Genomic DNA, 15,391 nt, shown 5'->3' on the forward strand with positions numbered 1-15,391 from the left:
CGCTGGAGGGAGCAAGTCGATGGATTACACCAAAATCATCAAAGAAGTCGGGCGCGGCAAAAATCACGCTCGCGACCTGGATTTAGTCACGGCCCGTGCGCTGTATACGCGGATGTTAAACGGCGAAGTGGACGATCTGGAACTGGGCGCTATTCTCATTGCGCTGCGCATCAAGGGCGAAGGCGAAGCCGAAATGCAGGGCTTCTATGAGGCGATGCAGCTACAGACCATCCGCCTGACGCCGCCGGTAGCGAAACCGATGCCAATTGTTATCCCCAGCTATAACGGCGCGCGCAAACAGGCCAACCTGACGCCGCTGCTGGCGGTACTGCTGCATAAACTTGGTTTCCCGGTGGTGGTTCACGGCGTCAGCCACGATCCAACCCGCGTCCTGACCGAGACCATATTTGCGCTGATGGGGATCCCGGCCACCACCCACGCGGGTCAGGCCCAGGCGCGTCTCGACAGCCATGAGCCGGTCTATATCCCGGTCGGCGCGCTGTGCCCGCCGCTGGAAAAGCAGCTGGCATTGCGTTGGCGGATGGGGGTGCGCAACAGCGCCCATACCCTGGCCAAGCTGGCGACGCCGTTCGCTGAAGATGCCGGGCTGCGTCTGTCGAGCGTCTCGCATCCGGAATACGTCGATAAGGTCGCGAAGTTCTTTACTGAAATCGGCGGTCGCGCGCTATTGATGCACGGTACCGAAGGTGAGGTTTACGCCAATCCGCAGCGTTGTCCACAAATCAATCTCATTGATGCGGCGGGGACGCGAGCGCTGCATGAGCGAGCCGATGAAAGCCAGCAGGACAAGGTGGCGCTGCCGGAATCTAAAGATCCCGAAGTTACCGCGCGCTGGATTGAGCGCTGCGTGAGCGGTAGCGAGCCGGTTCCGCAGTCGCTGAAAATTCAGCTTGCCTGCTGCCTGGTCGCCACCGGTCAGGCGAGTTCGCTCGCCAATGGCCTGGCGCAGGTTGCCGAACGCTGGTAAACGGACAAAAAAAAGCCCGTCCGGTGGCTCGGACGGGCAAACAAGGGTATTTAAAAGGTCTTTTCAGGGTTAATTCAGTGGCATTTCAGAGTGTTGCTGCGATTATTTGTAGATAACCGCGGTACCGCTAACTTTGTTGTTGGTGTTAGCGGAGGTGATGCTGTAGCCGGTTGCGCCAGCGGCATCTGCTTTAGCAGCCAGTTTGGCTTCCAGGCCATCCAGAGTCGTTGCGCCTTCAGCGGAAACGACGCCGATTTTATTCATGCTTTCTGCCTGTGCGGAGGTCACCGGCTGAGCGGCGAATGCGCCGAAAGACAGAGCGGAAAGGGCGATAGCAGCGGCAGCGTATTTGATGTTTTTCATAATTAATCTCTCGCAGTGTGTTCTGTAGGGGGACGATGTTCTGTCGATGTGATGAGTATCACGTTTTTTGCCGCGAGATAAAATCGAAGGAAATTCACAGTCTTAATCGAATTTTTTGAATGATTAATAATTTATTGATTATTAATAAATTATTTTCCGCTATTGCTACGGTCGAGGGACAAACTAGTTGCCATGGCAACTAAAGGCACATTTTGCTACTTTTTTCGCCAAAAAACGTGCGTGAAAAGATAGCGCAATCAGCGGTAATGAACGGTAAAGGAAGGTCAGCGCAGCTGGCTATCTTTGGAGCCGCGGCGATTATATCCTGAATATGTATTGTTATGTAAATCTTTATCCTGCTGGCACTTCACGCAGTATTTAACCCCGGGCAGCGCCTTGCGCCGCGCCTCTGGAATAGGCTCGCCGCATTCTTCACAAAATTTGTTGCTCTCGCCGCCAGGAAGCTCGCTACGGGCGCGGGCGACAGCATCGTTTACCGTGCTGTCAATTTGATCCTGGACGGCCCCATCGTTTGCCCAACCTGATGCCATGATGCGCTCCTCGTGTTTGCAATCTATAAACAGTATAGAAAATATGGGGGCGAAAAATGAGCAGCCAAGTCCCGGCAGCCGGGATTTCCGCCTGCGTATTCCCGGCGAGAGCGGAAGAATTATTTATAAATAATCGCCGTGCCGGCTAATTTATTGCCGCCGCCGGCGGCGTTAATTCGCCAGGCAATCGCCCCCTGCTGGTGGGCTTTTTGCGCCAGTTGCGCTTGTAAGTCGTCGAGGGTGCTGGCGCCGGAGGCGGAAACAGAGCCGGACGGGCGCAGCGGACCAACGGCCACCGGAGCGGTTTCAGCGGTGTTGGCCAAAGTGGATGAGGAGAGAAGGGCGAGCGCGATAAAAGCGGGTACGAACAGAAAGGTTCTCATGGCTATATCCTCATTAACAGCATGGGACATACCATAAGTTTAGGTCGTGATGCGCAGAACCACCGGATAAATAAGAGTGGGCAAACAACCACTTTACGCGCTTAATGCCGCCCGGGCATTCGCCCGCTGCGACATGCGTTAGCCTTATTACGTGAAAGTTAACGAGCGTCCGGGCGGATCATATCGAAGCGCTGGCTTTCATCAATGCTGTAGTAGGCCGTCGGCCCGCCGGCGCGTAAAATCGGCTGCGCTTTCGCGGTTTGATAGATCCCGTCTTCCAGCAGCGACTCATCAATATGTACGGCGACCACTTCGCCGAGCACCAGCCAGCTATCAATGGCTTCGCCGCTGGCGCGCGTCAACTGAATACATTGCGTCAGGCGGCATTCGAAGTGGACCGGGCTTTCCGCCACGCGCGGAGCGCGGACGATCCGGCTCGGCGCGGCGGTCAATCCCGCGCGCAGGAATTCATCTTCATGACGCGGAATAGAGGCGGAGGTTTCATTCATCGCTTCGGCGAGTGGCCGGGTAGCCAGATTCCAGACAAACTCTTTTGTTTCAACAATGTTCTGCACGCTGTCTTTCCAGCCGCCGCTGGCGAAACCGATGATCGGTGGCCGATAGTTAAAGCAGTTGAAGAAGCTGTAGGGGGCGAGATTGCGTTGCCCTGCGTTATCGAGCGATGCGATCCAGCCGATGGGGCGCGGCCCGACGATAGCATTCAGCGGGTCGTGCGGCAGGCCGTGGCCTTCGGCAGGTTGATAGAAGTACATAGAGCACCAGAAAACGAAATAAGAAGATATCCAGACTCCCTTATTTACCGCGCCGCCGTCAACGGGTATCTTACGCGGCTGTTGAAAGGAGATTGCCATGAAAGCCGAAAAACCGGGGTTGCACCCGCGTAACCGTCATCACCAACGCTATGATTTGCCAGCGCTGTGCCAGACTCATCCCGAGCTGCAAAGCTACATCACCCTGAATCCGGTCGGTGAGCAAACCATTGATTTTGCTAACCCACTGGCGGTGAAGGCGCTGAATAAGGCGCTGCTGGCGCACTTTTACGCGGTAAAACACTGGGATATTCCTGACGGCTTCTTGTGCCCGCCGGTGCCGGGACGCGCGGACTACATCCACCATCTGGCCGACCTGCTGGCGCAGGATAGCGGCGAGATCCCGAAAAATGCCAGCATTCTCGATATCGGTACCGGCGCGAACTGCATCTATCCGCTGATTGGCGCGCATGAATACGGCTGGCGCTTCACCGGTAGCGAAGTCAACCCGCAAGCCTTTGCCAGCGCCCAGGCGATTATCAACGGCAACCCAGGGCTGACGCGGCAAATTCGTCTGCGTCGCCAGAAAGAGGGCCAGGCAATCTTTACCGGGATCATTCATAAGAATGAAACCTATGATGCGACTCTCTGCAACCCGCCGTTCCACGATTCCGCCGCCAGCGCGCGTGCCGGCGGCGAGCGTAAACGCCGTAATCTGGGGCTCGGTGAAGACAGCGTACTGAACTTCGGCGGCCAGCAGCAGGAACTGTGGTGTGAAGGCGGCGAAGTGGCCTTTATTTCGCAAATGATCCGCGAAAGCCAGCAGTTCGGCCGTCAGGTTAAATGGTTTACCTCGCTGGTTTCCCGCGGCGATAATTTGCCGCCGCTGTATCGCCTGCTGACCGAAGTCGGCGCGGTGAAAGTGGTGAAAAAAGAGATGGCGCAGGGGCAGAAACAGAGCCGCTTTATCGCCTGGAGCTTTATGGACGACGCAAAGCGCCGTCGTCCATTTTAAGTCTCCGCCGCCGGGTTTGCGTTGCCCAGCGGCGGCAATACTTGCCAGGTTTGTACCGGCGCGCGCACGCCGGCGCGGTCGAAATGCTGCTTCACCTGGGTATCGAGGGCAAAGCGTACCGTCCACTGCTTCAGCGGTAGCGTCGTAAAGCTGACGCGTAAGGTAAACGCGGTATTGCTAAGCCCCACCAGCCCGGCGAACGAGGGTTCGCCAATAATCAGCCCGCGGATCTCCTCCTGCGCCATCAGATCGTCTACCGCCGCCTTCAGCGCCTGATTGGCTTTATCCAGGTCCTCCTGCCTGTCGACATCATAGTTGGCGACCACCGAACCGATCCCGCGCACAAAGTTGGCGAAGGTGGTTATCGAAGACCAGGGAATAATATGGTACGCCCCGGTATCCTGGCGCACGCCCACCGAGCGGATCGACATCCGTTCCACCGTGCCGGTTAATGGCCCGATGGTCACCAGATCGCCGGTGTTCATCCCGTTTTCAAACTGGATAAAGATGCCGGTAATAATATCTTTAACCAGCGTTTGGGCGCCGAAAGAGATAGCCAACCCTAATGCCCCGGCGCCCGCCAGCAGCGGCGCGATGTTCACCCCCACTTCCGACAATAAGATCATTATCGTAATGGTGGTAATGACCACCGCCAGCGCGTTGCGAAACAGCGTCAGCAGCGTTCTGGCGCGAGCGCTGGGCAGCGGGCGTCCATGAATGTCCGATGACAGGCGGTTCTCAATCAGGCTTGCCAGTAGGGTCCAGCCGACGGCGGAGAAGAACAGGATTAGCGCGATACGAATCAGGACATCCACCGTTTTTTGCCCGGCATCATTGTGTAGCCATTGCTGAAAATCAAACAGTCCCCAGGCGCTCAGCAACAGCATCACCGCCACGCATACCGTCAGGATCCGCGCGGCTTTCAGCGAGGCGGAGATCCAGCCGTTGAGCCGTTTTTGCAGCTCCGGATAGTGGCGTTGCGTTTCTGGCGACAGGGTGATGGTTTTGGCTATCCAGCGTGACAAAATACCGGATACCAGCGCCGCGGCGCCGACGATAGCCAGGCTACGCAGCGTCGCGCCCATCATAAATTTGAGGCTGTTGCCGGGGTCAAAGAGCGAAAAGAAGAACAGCACGATAAAGTAGGCACAGGCCAGCCAGTGCCAGATCAGCGCGAAAGCGCGAATAAACAGGCTGAAGAAAGGCAGCGAGCGGTCGGCAAGATGGATAAGCCCCTGGGTGATGGCGCGTTTGTTGTGGAAAATCAGATACAACGCCCACACCGTAATGCACAACATTATGATGACGTTGGCCAGGGCGCCAATTTGCACGTTAACCTGGTTGGAGATAATCGGCACCGCCACGATCAGCCCGTAACCAATCAGGCTACTCAGGGCGCTGAGGCGTAAGTTCCAGTAGATTGCGTGTTCGTCGCTGATATTGAAGGGGCGTAAATCGGCAATCCGTGGGCAAAAAATCACTCGCAGGATGGCTTTAAAAAACTCGATCAGCGCGAAGGCGTTAAGAAACAGGCTTTGTTGAAAAGCAATGGTGCGGTTGCCGCCGTTTAAACGATCGCTTAACAGCTGGCCGATAAACAGCGTTAGCGCCAGCAGCAGCAGGTCGATGATGAAAGCGCCAGCAATGGTTGCCGGTAACTGAAGCCAGTTATTGCGCTCACGGTTTTTGTGCCTTCCCCAATGGCCCATTTTGCGGTACAGCGGCAGCGCCGCCAGGCGTACTAACCACCAGAAGGCAAATACCAGCCCGGCCAGCAGCAGGAAGTCGCCAGCGGCATTGCGAAAAGCATCGGCATGGAAAGGCTTATGCGGCGAGCCGGTGATATTGCGCCATAGCTGCGAAAACCGTGACGACAGGCGCTCGCTATACTGGCGGCTAATTTCCGTCACGCTTTCCAGGACGGTTTGCTCGTCTTTGACTTCTGGCGGGGTCAGCGTGGGGGCGGCGGCAGGGGGCTGGGTAGCGGCGGCTTTGCGCAGCTCATCGATTAACTCCTGCCGCGAGTCTGGATTATCCAGCACGTCAGCTAATGCCGCCCAGGCGGCTTTTTTTTGTTCGAGGTCAGGCTCGCTGGCTGTGCTTTTGTCGGTTGTCGCCGCCGGAATGCCGGGCAATGACGCCGCCGACAGCGGCGAAATCCACAGCGCAGCGAGCAACAGTAGGATCCACGGCATGGGCGCCTCCATTGCATCTCAAACTGCTAAGTATAGAAGGGGTCAGAGGAGAAGGAGCGGTGGGATGAATCTGGAAAGCGGCTCTCCCCTTACCGGGGAGAGCCGGGCGCATCAGGCTACGTGCTGCAAAAACTCGCGCAGACGCGGGCTTGGCGGGTTCTTCACCAGAACCTGCGGGTCGCCGTCTTCGGCGATGCGGCCTTTATCGATGAAGATCAGCCGTGACGCCACTTTTTCAGCAAAGCCGATTTCGTGGGTTACGATGACCATCGTCATACCTTCCTCGGCCAGGTCCTGCATGACTTTCAGCACTTCATGGCGCAGTTCCGGGTCAAGTGCCGAAGTCGGCTCATCAAACAGCATCATTTTCGGTTTCACCGCCAGCGCGCGGGCAATAGCGACGCGCTGCTGCTGGCCGCCGGAGAGTTCGGATGGATAGTGGTGCGCGCGTTCCGCAAGACCCACCTTCGCCAGCAGCTCTTTCGCCAGCGTTTCCGCCGCCGCCTTCGACGCGCCGCGCACGCGCTGCGGGCCGAACATCACGTTCTCCAGCGCCGTCAGGTGCGGGAACAGATAGAACTGCTGGAATACCATTCCGGCTTCCTGGCGAATTAAGCGTTCGTCAACCTTTGGGTCGTTCACCTTCAGGCCATCGACGATAAGATCGCCGCTGGTGATCTCTTCCAGTTTATTGATGCAGCGCAGCAGCGTGGATTTACCGGAGCCGGATGGCCCGATGATCACGACCACTTCGCCTTTGTTGATCTTCAGATCGATATCGTGCAGCACTTTAGTCGGGCCAAAGTGTTTGGAAACGTTTTTAAATTCAATCACAGGATTTTCATCCTTCTTTCAAGACGACGCAGAATGAAGCTCAACACCAGGGTGATGATCAGATAAATGACCGCAACGGCGCTCCAGATTTCCAGCGCGCGGAAGTTACCGGCAATAATTTCCTGGCCCTGGCGGGTCAGCTCGGCGACGCCGATGACGATAAACAGCGACGTATCTTTGATACTGATAATCCATTGGTTACCGAGCGGCGGCAGCATACGGCGCAGCGCCAGCGGCAGGATCACGTGGCGGATGGTCTCGCGGCGGGAGAGCCCCAGCGCCAGACCCGCTTCGCGGAAGCCTTTGTGGATGGACAGCACCGCGCCGCGGGTGATTTCCGCGATATAGGCGCCGGAGTTGATCATGATGGTCACCACCGCGGCGGTGAATGGGTCGATGCGTAAGTCGCTAAACGCCATCGGCAGCGCGAAGTAGATGAACATCACCTGCACCACAATTGGCGTGCCGCGGATGATTTCAATAAATACCAGCGCGACGTGGTTGGCTATCCAGCCGCCGAAACAGCGGGCGAAACCAGCCACCAGACCGATGATAAGGCCGCCAACCAGGCCGAGGACCGAAATCCACAGCGTCATTTTGGCGCCTTCCAGCAAAATAGGAATGGCGGGCCAGATGGCACTCCAGTCAAACTGCATAATGTGTTCCTGTTACTGTTACCGTGTCGAAAGCAGAGAAAGCCTCTGCGAATACGGCGCCGGGGAAAGAGACCCTGGCGCCGTGGAGCCCGCGGCGGATTGGCCGCGGGAAGTCGTCCTGATTATTATTTTGGTTCAGTACCGAACCATTTTTTATAAATTTCGTTGTAGGTGCCGTTTTCACGCAGCGTTTTCAGCGCGCCGTTCACTTTTTCGCGCAGTTCGTCGCTGCCTTTCGGGAAAGCGATACCATAGCTTTGCGCTTCCAGCGATTCGCCTACCGCTTTGAACTTGCCCTGACCGGCAGTTTTAATGAAGTACAGGATGTTTGGCGTGTCGTGCAGTACCGCGTCAGCGCGGCCGGTGCCCAGTTCCATATAAGCGTTGTCAATGTTCGGGAACTGGCGCAGATCTTTGGTTTTGATGTTGGCTTTCGCATAATCAACGGAGCCGGTGCCGCTCTTCACGGCGACCACTTTGCCGTTCAGGTCTTTCACGTCTTTGATGTCATTGTTTTTCGCGTTCACCATCACCAGCAGGCCGCTTTTGTAGTAGCCATCGGAGAAGTCGATCGCTTTTTTACGCTCGTCGGTGATGGTGATCCCCGCCAGCGCCAGATCGATGTTTTTGGTCTGCAGCGCGGGAATGATGCCGCTGAAGTCCATAGGTTTCAGGGTGTAGTCCAGTTTCAGCTCTTTGGCGACCGCGGCCCACAGGTCAATATCGAAGCCGACGTATTTATCACCTTGCTTAAATTCAAACGGAACAAACGCCGTATCGGTGGCGACTACCAGTTTTTTATCTGCGGCGTGAGACGAAACCGCAAAAGCCAGGGTCAGTGCAGCCAGTGACACTTTTAATACAGACTTCATAGTATTTCCTTTTTTATCCACGGGACGAGCCCCTGCGAGAACGTGTAGCCTAATGAAAAAATCGTGCCAGTTTTACAAGCCATTGTTTTTCAACAGGAGCTCTCATATCGCTTGCACAATTTCGGTTATCCAATACGGTAAATGCACCGTGATGGGGCGTCATTTTGGTGCAATATAAACGTAGCGAATAACCAGAGCATTTTTAACGCAAACCCTGATGGGAAAACAATCTTGCTGTAACGATTGTGTGAGGTGATTATTACAATTGTTTTACTTTAGTACGTATTGTGTACAAGGTGGTGCACCAAAAGAGGGCGAGTTAAGCGGTTGTAGGGGGGGATGGAAATAGCCGCCAGCGGGCGCTGACGGCGACGGACGTTTATTCGATATTCGCTTCGATGAACCACAGGAATTTATCCAGGTCGCGGGAAGCCGCGGTAAAGATATCGGCGGTGTCTTCATCTTTCGCTTCGCTGATAGCTTTACGCACATCATTGGCCACGATGGCATAACGGTCGGCCAGCTCTTTCAGATGTTCCTGAACGGTGTGAATATCCAGCGGGTAGCTTTTCAGCGGGCTTTTGCTGTTGATGACCTGAGTGGTGCCCAGAGCGACGCCGCCCAGTTGAACGGCACGTTCAGCCATCGTATCAAGGTGATCGGTGAGTGCAGTGCGGAAACCATCCAGCATTTCATGAACGGCAATAAAGTTGGCACCGCGCATATTCCAGTGGGCCTGCTTGGTAATCAGCGACAGGTCAATGAACTGGATCACCTGGCGATTCAGCAGCTCAACGGTAGCTTTCTTCTCGTTGTCTGCGACATCGTTACGGGTATAGAGCAGGTTAGACGCTTTAGTTTTAACCAGTTTTGCGGTACTCATAGTTTCATATCCTCTTGATATTGATACTCGTCATACTTCAAATTTGAATTATGTAGAGCGTTTGTCCCAAATGACTTCGGGAATAATTATAGCAAGGGATATCGGATATGAGGCATCGGCTGTCCATATCAGTCCGATAGCGCTAAGTTGTTGGCTATTTAAAAAGCTTTGTTAAATCATATAATTAGAACTAAGTGACTGGCTCGCTAAGACCGCGAGCCAGTGTGGTAACAAAATCTTAATTTATATCGACTTTCTCAATTTTGCTTTGCCGCTGCATGGTCAGCGTCGACCCCATTGAGGCGATGATAATCGCCCCTAGCGCCAGAGTTTGCGTCAGCGTCAGCGTCTCGCCGAGGAACACCATTCCTGAGAGCGCTGCCAGCGCCGGCTCCATGCTCATCAGCGTGCCGAAGGTGCGGGTGGGCATCCGCGTCAGGGCAATCATTTCCAGCGAGTAGGGCAGCGCGGTAGAGAGAATGGCGATGCCAAGCCCCAGCGGCAGCAGCGACCATTGCAGTAGCGTATCGCTGGCCTGGACGATGCCGATGGGCACAAAAATCACCGCCGCGATGAGCGAGCCCATGGCCACCGTCGCCGGGCCATGTTCTTCACCCGCGCGCTGGCCGGTAAGAATATAGACCGCCCAGAATGCGCCGGCGCCGAGCGCGAATAGCGCGCCGACTAAATCTACTTGCCCTACGTTTTGCCCAAGCGGCAGCAGGAACCACAGCCCGAGCACCGCCAGCGCCACCCAGACGAAATCAAGCGGACGGCGTGAACCGAAGAGCGCCACCGCCAGCGGCCCGGTAAACTCCAGCGCGACCGCGACGCCGAGCGGTATTCGCTGCAGCGATAAATAGAAGAGATAGTTCATCGCCCCTAACGCTACGCCGTAAAAGAACAGCGGCAGCCGCTGCTGCGGGGCAAAGCGCAGTCGCCACGGCTTAAAAATAACGACTAAAATTAAAGTGCCGAGCGTCAGGCGTAGAGCGGTGACTCCCGGTGCGCCAATCAACGGGAAGAGCGATTTCGCCAGCGATGCGCCGCTCTGAATGGAGACCATGGCGATCAAAATAACCAGTATCGGCAACCACGCCGGAACTTTACGGGACGAGCCGGGCATCCTTTCTCCTGTCAGGGTTTGTCAAAAGAGGTAAAGGTTCCAGTGTACTGGAATAACCGCTTAACGGTTTAGCGATTGTTGAAAAAAGAGGGTGGAAAAACAGTACAATGGCGTAAAATGCGTAGGGGAATGCCTTCGCGACTAAGAATAATCTGGATGCGCAGCGCTTACGGCTGGTAAACGTTAAGCACTTTTTGCGCGAAAAGTGTTTGATTTCCAGATTGTTACGAAATCGTGGAAACTTTTGCTTACATGAAAAAGTATGTTAGACAATGTAAAGTCAAAAGAGTTTCCCAAAAGTTTTTGATATATTTAAGACTTAGGACTTATTAGAAACACATTTGAGGTGGTTATGAATAAAATTGCACGTCTTTCAGCACTGGCCGTTGTTCTGGCTGCATCCGTAGGTACTACTGCTTTCGCTGCAACTTCTACCGTTACCGGTGGTTACGCTCAGAGCGACATGCAGGGTAAAGCTAACAAAGCAGGCGGTTTCAACCTTAAGTACCGTTACGAGCAAGATAACAACCCGCTGGGCGTTATCGGTTCCTTCACCTACACCGAAAAAGACAACACCAGCAACGGTACTTACAACAAAGGTCAGTACTACGGCATCACCGCTGGTCCGGCTTACCGTCTGAACGACTGGGCGAGCATCTACGGCGTAATCGGTGTTGGCTACGGTAAGTTCCAGAACAACAACTTCCCGAACCAGAAATCCGACATGAGCGACTACGGTTTCTCTTACGGCGCTGGTATGCAGTTCAACCCGATCGAAAACGTTGCCCTGGACTTCTCCTACGAGCAGTCTCGCATTCGTAACGTTGACGTCGGCACCTGGATTGCTGGCGTAGGTTACCGCTTCTAATCACTTCGGTGATATAAAAAATCCGCCTCAAGGGGCGGATTTTTTTTGCCTGCGATTCGGGCCCCGCTTAGTTGACGGTAAACTCGTCGCTGCCCAGATGGTTGTAGTCCACCTTCTGTAACTGGAAATTGGTGATATACACCGGTCCGGCTTTCTGTTCCGAGATAAAGCGATAGCGTGGGGTAATTTCCTGTGCGCTGATGCCGGTCCACTGCGAGAAGAAGCTGAGGAAATCATTCGCCGAGCGGCGGGCTTTAATCATCTTATGCGCTTTATCGTCGCTGGAGAGCACCATAAACGGCACCTGGAAGTTCTGTTGATATTTGTCATCATGGGCGAGATATTGCACCGCTTTACCGCGCTCTTTAAACGCCAGACCGTGATCGGAAAAATAGGTGAGCGAGAAAGTGCTGCCGGAATTCTGCAGCTGACCGTAGAGCTTCGCCAACAGCGCGTCGGTTTGCGTCACGCTGTAGAGATAGCATGAGGTCTCCTTTGACTGCACAAAGGTGGTGTATTTGCCTTTGGTACGATCGCAGGCCTGCGGGTGTGAGCCCATGATATGCAATACGATCAGCTGGGGCTGGCTGCGCTCGACTGATAAGACTTGCTCGGTCAGTTTCAGCAGTTGCTCATCCTGAGTATTTTTATTGGCTTCAAAATCACCGTTTTTCAGGAACTGCACCTCATCGGCACGTTTGGCGATGCTGGCGATAGCGGTGTCGTATTCACCAATTTGTCCCTGATTGGAGAACCACCAGGTCTGGAAGCCTGCGCGGTTGGCGAGGGTGACGAAGTTATCCTGATACTGGGGTTTGCCGTCAACCACCCGGTTGAGGGTCAGGCCCAGCGACTTCTGCGTGGAGCCGCTGGCGGCCACGTAGTTTTTAAACAGATAGCCGTTAACCGAGCTGGCGAACGGCGTGTTGTCCCAGTGGCCGCCGAAAGCGCCAAGGGCATCGCGGCGCGCGCTCTCGCCAATCACCACGACATAGAGATGGTACTTCGGCTTCACCGCCAGCACGTGCCAGCTATCTTTCATGTTAGCCAATTGCGCCATCCGCGCCTGTTCATCCAGCACTTCGTTGTTATTAACGATCACGTCTTTTACGAAGCGCACGGCGGGATAACCGCTATCAATGACTTTAAAGACGCCGCCCCAGGCCAGATTTTGCACTGGCTGTAGAAAGAAGATACCGATGCTAAACAGCAGCCCCAGATATTCCACTTTGCCAAGGCGCGCGGGCGGCTGTGGTTTCCGCCGTACGGCAATGACGCCGAGGGCGAAGATAAATATCGCCAGCAAATAGTTGTACCACGGGAAAATAGTGAGAATTTCCGTCGATTCTTCAACGTTGGTCGCGTGCAGCGCCAGTAGCGTATTGAAGTTCGGCGCGCCGTAAGCCTGGCCGAAGGGATAGTACATTGCGGCCAGCAGGGAATAGAGGCCAACAACGCCTTTTTGTACCCGCGGGAAGGTGCGCCACAGCAGATGGAGTACGCAGGTAAACGCAACGGTATAGAGCAAGCTAAATTCATACCCAAGCGCCAGATTAATCAACAGCGACTGTAAAAAGTAGAATCCTGTCCACGGGTTCAGGGCCAGCCTGCGGGCGGCCAGCGTTTCTTTCAGAGTGACATTCATAATTCGTAATCAACAAGACGCCATGTTCGTCCCCTGGCATCAAGGGGGTAAAACCTGCTGGACAGTGCGTGAAGAGGGTCTCTGCGAGCCGCAGTAGTGGCAGGGCTGACAAACGATAGGGCCTGCGAATGGTAAGGTCAACTGTTCATAACAGATTGTTTTGCGAGAAAGCTTACAAAACTTGAAAAAAGCGCTGAAAGGCGAGGAAACCGGGTAGGTTAACGGGGGAAAATGACAAAAAAATGAAGCGGCGTACCGCGACGCCGCGTTAGTGGTTAGGTTTGTCCTGCTGCGGTTTGCCGTTGATCATGTCGCACAGCATGCCGATCAGCATTAAGCGTACTTTAAAGGGTGAATGGCTAAACACGTTTAAGCACCTCTTGAATTCGTTCATGGTTATTCCTCCTGCGTTTTCGCGCCGTCAAATCCGTGATGGCTGTTTGCATTACATACAGATATAGCACAGGCTATATTTTATAGCTATGGCTAAAACGTTAATTTTTTGTGCTACGGGCGCAATCCATTACAATGTGGATCCTTTTATATGATGCTTGACGCGTCACACCAACGAGGAAGCACAATGAACCGTCGCGCAGGTAAGCCCATAACTAAAAAAGTGACGCAGCTGGTTAATGTCGAAGAACACGTAGAGGGGTTCCGTCAGGTGCGCGAAGCGCATCGTCGCGAGCTTATTGATGACTATGTGGAGCTGATCTCCGATCTGATCAACGAAGTGGGCGAAGCGCGCCAGGTGGATATGGCTGCGCGTCTTGGCGTTTCGCAACCGACGGTGGCGAAAATGCTTAAACGTCTGGCGAGCGTCGGCTTGATCGAACAAATCCCCTGGCGCGGGATCTTCTTAACCCCGGAAGGGGAAAAGCTGGCCCATGAAAGCCGCGAGCGTCATCAGATTGTGGAAAATTTTCTGCTGGCGATTGGCGTGAGTGCGGAGATTGCCCGCCGCGATGCGGAAGGAATGGAGCACCACGTCAGCGAAGAGACGCTGGCGCAATTTAAGCTGTTTACCCAGAGATTACACGCGGAATGAATCTCCCCTTTGTGCAGTCGCTCGCCCGTGACCGTTTCCTGCATCTTTTATTGCTTATCGCCATTATTCTTAGCCTGTTCGTTCCTTTCGCGCCTCGGCGCTGGGGGCAGGCTATCGACTGGCACACTATCATCACGCTTAGCGGGCTGATGCTGCTGACAAAAGGGATTGAACTGAGCGGTTATTTTGATGTACTGGGGCGTAAAATGGCGCGCCGTTTCGTCACCGAACGCCAGCTGGCCATCTTTATGGTGTTGGCTGCCGCGCTGCTTTCCACTTTTTTGACCAACGACGTCGCGCTGTTCATCGTCGTCCCCCTCACGTTGACGCTGAAAAAATGGTGCGCCATCCCGGTGAACCGGCTGATTATTTTTGAAGCGCTGGCGGTTAATGCCGGCTCTTTATTAACGCCCATCGGCAATCCGCAGAATATCTTACTGTGGGGGCGCTCCGGGCTATCGTTTCTTGCCTTTATCGGCCAGATGCTGCCGCTGGCGGCGGCGATGATGATCACGCTGTTGGTGCTGTGTTGGTTCTGTTTCCCCGCCGCTCGGCTCAATTATCAAAGTAGCGACAAAGCGCCGGAGTGGCGGCCTAAGCTGGTGTGGAGCTGCCTCGCTTTCTACCTTATCTTTCTGGCGGCGCTGGAGATGAAGCAGGAACTCTGGGGACTGGCGCTCATTGCCGTCGGGTTCCTGTTGCTGGCGCGAGCGGTGATTATCAACGTCGACTGGTCGCTGCTGCTGGTGTTTATGGCGATGTTTATCGACGTTCACCTGCTGACGCAGCTGCCGGTGCTGCAGCAGTGGCTGAACGGCGTCGGCCAGCTCTCTTCCGGCGGGCTGTGGCTGACGGCAATCGGACTGTCGCAGTTTATCAGCAACGTGCCATCGACTATTTTGCTGCTTAATTACGTACCGCCAACGATGCTGTTAGCGTGGGCGGTGAACGTCGGCGGCTTTGGGCTACTGCCCGGATCGCTGGCGAATCTGATTGCGTTGCGGATGGCCGGCGACCGCCGGATCTGGTGGCGCTTTCATCTTTATTCCATTCCGCTGCTGATCTGGGCGGCACTCACCGGTTATGCCTTGCTCGCGCTGTGGCGCTGATTTTCAGAGGATTGGGCAAGAAACGGGCAGGAACACCCCATTCGCGATGACGACGCTCGGGCTATAACTATCTGGCTGACGTTAA

General features: G+C 54.8%; 17 protein-coding genes. 5 read left to right on the top strand and 12 right to left on the bottom strand.

Features of this window, described 5'->3' with window-relative positions:
* The first annotated feature begins 19 nt into the window (after positions 1-19).
* Positions 20-988 carry a DNA-binding protein YbiB gene (gene ybiB, locus PGR79_RS11210; protein WP_430921676.1) on the top strand — a complete coding sequence of 323 codons (969 nt, stop codon included), beginning with the start codon at positions 20-22 and terminating at the stop codon, positions 986-988.
* A gap of 102 nt (positions 989-1,090) precedes the next feature.
* On the opposite strand, the gene ybiJ is transcribed toward ybiB, so the two are convergent.
* From ybiJ to PGR79_RS11230, 4 genes are all read right to left on the bottom strand, one after another.
* The gene (gene ybiJ, locus PGR79_RS11215) at positions 1,091-1,351 is read right to left on the bottom strand and encodes a DUF1471 family protein YbiJ (RefSeq protein WP_045395040.1); all 261 of its coding nucleotides are present in this window, start codon (positions 1,349-1,351) and stop codon (positions 1,091-1,093) included.
* A gap of 284 nt (positions 1,352-1,635) precedes the next feature.
* The gene (locus PGR79_RS11220) at positions 1,636-1,902 is read right to left on the bottom strand and encodes a DksA/TraR family C4-type zinc finger protein (RefSeq protein WP_045395039.1); all 267 of its coding nucleotides are present in this window, start codon (positions 1,900-1,902) and stop codon (positions 1,636-1,638) included.
* A 119-nt stretch (positions 1,903-2,021) separates the two neighbouring features.
* Entirely contained in the window at positions 2,022-2,285 is a 264-nt protein-coding gene (locus PGR79_RS11225) for a DUF1471 domain-containing protein (protein WP_113373909.1), read from the bottom strand.
* A gap of 158 nt (positions 2,286-2,443) precedes the next feature.
* Positions 2,444-3,058, bottom strand: coding sequence for a flavin reductase family protein (locus PGR79_RS11230; RefSeq protein WP_087860024.1), 615 nt, complete (start codon positions 3,056-3,058; stop codon positions 2,444-2,446).
* A gap of 97 nt (positions 3,059-3,155) precedes the next feature.
* Here PGR79_RS11230 and rlmF point away from each other — a divergent pair, with 97 nt between their 5' ends.
* Entirely contained in the window at positions 3,156-4,070 is a 915-nt protein-coding gene (gene rlmF, locus PGR79_RS11235; RefSeq protein WP_113373910.1) for a 23S rRNA (adenine(1618)-N(6))-methyltransferase RlmF, read from the top strand.
* On the opposite strand, the gene ybiO is transcribed toward rlmF, so the two are convergent.
* The 6 genes from ybiO to rhtA all read right to left on the bottom strand — a co-directional run bounded on the left by ybiO (position 4,067) and on the right by rhtA (position 10,636).
* Entirely contained in the window at positions 4,067-6,265 is a 2,199-nt protein-coding gene (gene ybiO / locus PGR79_RS11240) for a mechanosensitive channel protein (protein WP_113373911.1), read from the bottom strand. The two genes, rlmF and ybiO, sit on opposite strands and share 4 nt — an antisense overlap.
* A gap of 111 nt (positions 6,266-6,376) precedes the next feature.
* Positions 6,377-7,099: a glutamine ABC transporter ATP-binding protein GlnQ gene (gene glnQ, locus PGR79_RS11245; protein ID WP_015367582.1), complete on the bottom strand. Its 723-nt coding sequence runs from the start codon at positions 7,097-7,099 to the stop codon at positions 6,377-6,379.
* Entirely contained in the window at positions 7,096-7,755 is a 660-nt protein-coding gene (gene glnP, locus PGR79_RS11250) for a glutamine ABC transporter permease GlnP (protein WP_045364618.1), read from the bottom strand. Before glnP ends, glnQ begins: the two co-directional genes overlap by 4 nt.
* A gap of 125 nt (positions 7,756-7,880) precedes the next feature.
* Entirely contained in the window at positions 7,881-8,627 is a 747-nt protein-coding gene (gene glnH, locus PGR79_RS11255) for a glutamine ABC transporter substrate-binding protein GlnH (protein WP_015367580.1), read from the bottom strand.
* A gap of 379 nt (positions 8,628-9,006) precedes the next feature.
* Complete coding sequence (gene dps / locus PGR79_RS11260; RefSeq protein ID WP_015367579.1) at positions 9,007-9,510, bottom strand: DNA starvation/stationary phase protection protein Dps; 504 nt, start codon at positions 9,508-9,510, stop codon at positions 9,007-9,009.
* A 238-nt stretch (positions 9,511-9,748) separates the two neighbouring features.
* Positions 9,749-10,636, bottom strand: coding sequence for a threonine/homoserine exporter RhtA (rhtA, locus tag PGR79_RS11265; RefSeq protein WP_087860021.1), 888 nt, complete (start codon positions 10,634-10,636; stop codon positions 9,749-9,751).
* A gap of 352 nt (positions 10,637-10,988) precedes the next feature.
* Between rhtA and ompX the strand changes: the two genes are divergently transcribed.
* Positions 10,989-11,504 carry an outer membrane protein OmpX gene (gene ompX, locus PGR79_RS11270; RefSeq protein WP_015367577.1) on the top strand — a complete coding sequence of 172 codons (516 nt, stop codon included), beginning with the start codon at positions 10,989-10,991 and terminating at the stop codon, positions 11,502-11,504.
* A gap of 67 nt (positions 11,505-11,571) precedes the next feature.
* On the opposite strand, the gene PGR79_RS11275 is transcribed toward ompX, so the two are convergent.
* Both PGR79_RS11275 and mntS read right to left on the bottom strand, forming a co-directional pair.
* Positions 11,572-13,149, bottom strand: a complete 1,578-nt coding sequence (locus PGR79_RS11275; RefSeq protein WP_113373912.1) for a phosphoethanolamine transferase — start codon at positions 13,147-13,149, stop codon at positions 11,572-11,574.
* Positions 13,150-13,417: 268 nt separating this feature from the next.
* Entirely contained in the window at positions 13,418-13,543 is a 126-nt protein-coding gene (gene mntS / locus PGR79_RS11280; protein WP_015367575.1) for a manganase accumulation protein MntS, read from the bottom strand.
* A 186-nt stretch (positions 13,544-13,729) separates the two neighbouring features.
* Between mntS and mntR the strand changes: the two genes are divergently transcribed.
* Together mntR and PGR79_RS11290 are read left to right on the top strand one after the other, a co-directional pair.
* Entirely contained in the window at positions 13,730-14,197 is a 468-nt protein-coding gene (mntR, locus tag PGR79_RS11285) for a manganese-binding transcriptional regulator MntR (protein WP_113373913.1), read from the top strand.
* Complete coding sequence (locus tag PGR79_RS11290) at positions 14,194-15,306, top strand: anion transporter (protein WP_087860018.1); 1,113 nt, start codon at positions 14,194-14,196, stop codon at positions 15,304-15,306. The genes mntR and PGR79_RS11290 overlap by 4 nt, the downstream gene beginning before the upstream one ends.
* Positions 15,307-15,391: the final 85 nt, after the last annotated feature.

The organism is Klebsiella sp. 141161 (genome assembly GCF_050600815.1).
Taxonomy (GTDB): domain Bacteria; phylum Pseudomonadota; class Gammaproteobacteria; order Enterobacterales; family Enterobacteriaceae; genus Klebsiella; species Klebsiella aerogenes.

What these genes read in the sequence shown, in the direction of transcription:
- PGR79_RS11220 (WP_045395039.1), bottom strand. Translation starts at nt 1,902, where the DNA reads ATGGCATCAGGTTGGGCAAACGATGGGGCCGTCCAGGATCAAATTGAC.
- mntS (WP_015367575.1), bottom strand. Translation starts at nt 13,543, where the DNA reads ATGAACGAATTCAAGAGGTGCTTAAACGTGTTTAGCCATTCACCCTTT.
- PGR79_RS11225 (WP_113373909.1), bottom strand. Translation starts at nt 2,285, where the DNA reads ATGAGAACCTTTCTGTTCGTACCCGCTTTTATCGCGCTCGCCCTTCTC.
- glnP (WP_045364618.1), bottom strand. Translation starts at nt 7,755, where the DNA reads ATGCAGTTTGACTGGAGTGCCATCTGGCCCGCCATTCCTATTTTGCTG.
- ybiO (WP_113373911.1), bottom strand. Translation starts at nt 6,265, where the DNA reads ATGCCGTGGATCCTACTGTTGCTCGCTGCGCTGTGGATTTCGCCGCTG.
- PGR79_RS11290 (WP_087860018.1), top strand. Translation starts at nt 14,194, where the DNA reads ATGAATCTCCCCTTTGTGCAGTCGCTCGCCCGTGACCGTTTCCTGCAT.
- mntR (WP_113373913.1), top strand. Translation starts at nt 13,730, where the DNA reads ATGAACCGTCGCGCAGGTAAGCCCATAACTAAAAAAGTGACGCAGCTG.
- ybiJ (WP_045395040.1), bottom strand. Translation starts at nt 1,351, where the DNA reads ATGAAAAACATCAAATACGCTGCCGCTGCTATCGCCCTTTCCGCTCTG.
- PGR79_RS11275 (WP_113373912.1), bottom strand. Translation starts at nt 13,149, where the DNA reads ATGAATGTCACTCTGAAAGAAACGCTGGCCGCCCGCAGGCTGGCCCTG.
- ybiB (WP_430921676.1), top strand. Translation starts at nt 20, where the DNA reads ATGGATTACACCAAAATCATCAAAGAAGTCGGGCGCGGCAAAAATCAC.
- glnH (WP_015367580.1), bottom strand. Translation starts at nt 8,627, where the DNA reads ATGAAGTCTGTATTAAAAGTGTCACTGGCTGCACTGACCCTGGCTTTT.
- rlmF (WP_113373910.1), top strand. Translation starts at nt 3,156, where the DNA reads ATGAAAGCCGAAAAACCGGGGTTGCACCCGCGTAACCGTCATCACCAA.
- PGR79_RS11230 (WP_087860024.1), bottom strand. Translation starts at nt 3,058, where the DNA reads ATGTACTTCTATCAACCTGCCGAAGGCCACGGCCTGCCGCACGACCCG.
- rhtA (WP_087860021.1), bottom strand. Translation starts at nt 10,636, where the DNA reads ATGCCCGGCTCGTCCCGTAAAGTTCCGGCGTGGTTGCCGATACTGGTT.
- dps (WP_015367579.1), bottom strand. Translation starts at nt 9,510, where the DNA reads ATGAGTACCGCAAAACTGGTTAAAACTAAAGCGTCTAACCTGCTCTAT.
- ompX (WP_015367577.1), top strand. Translation starts at nt 10,989, where the DNA reads ATGAATAAAATTGCACGTCTTTCAGCACTGGCCGTTGTTCTGGCTGCA.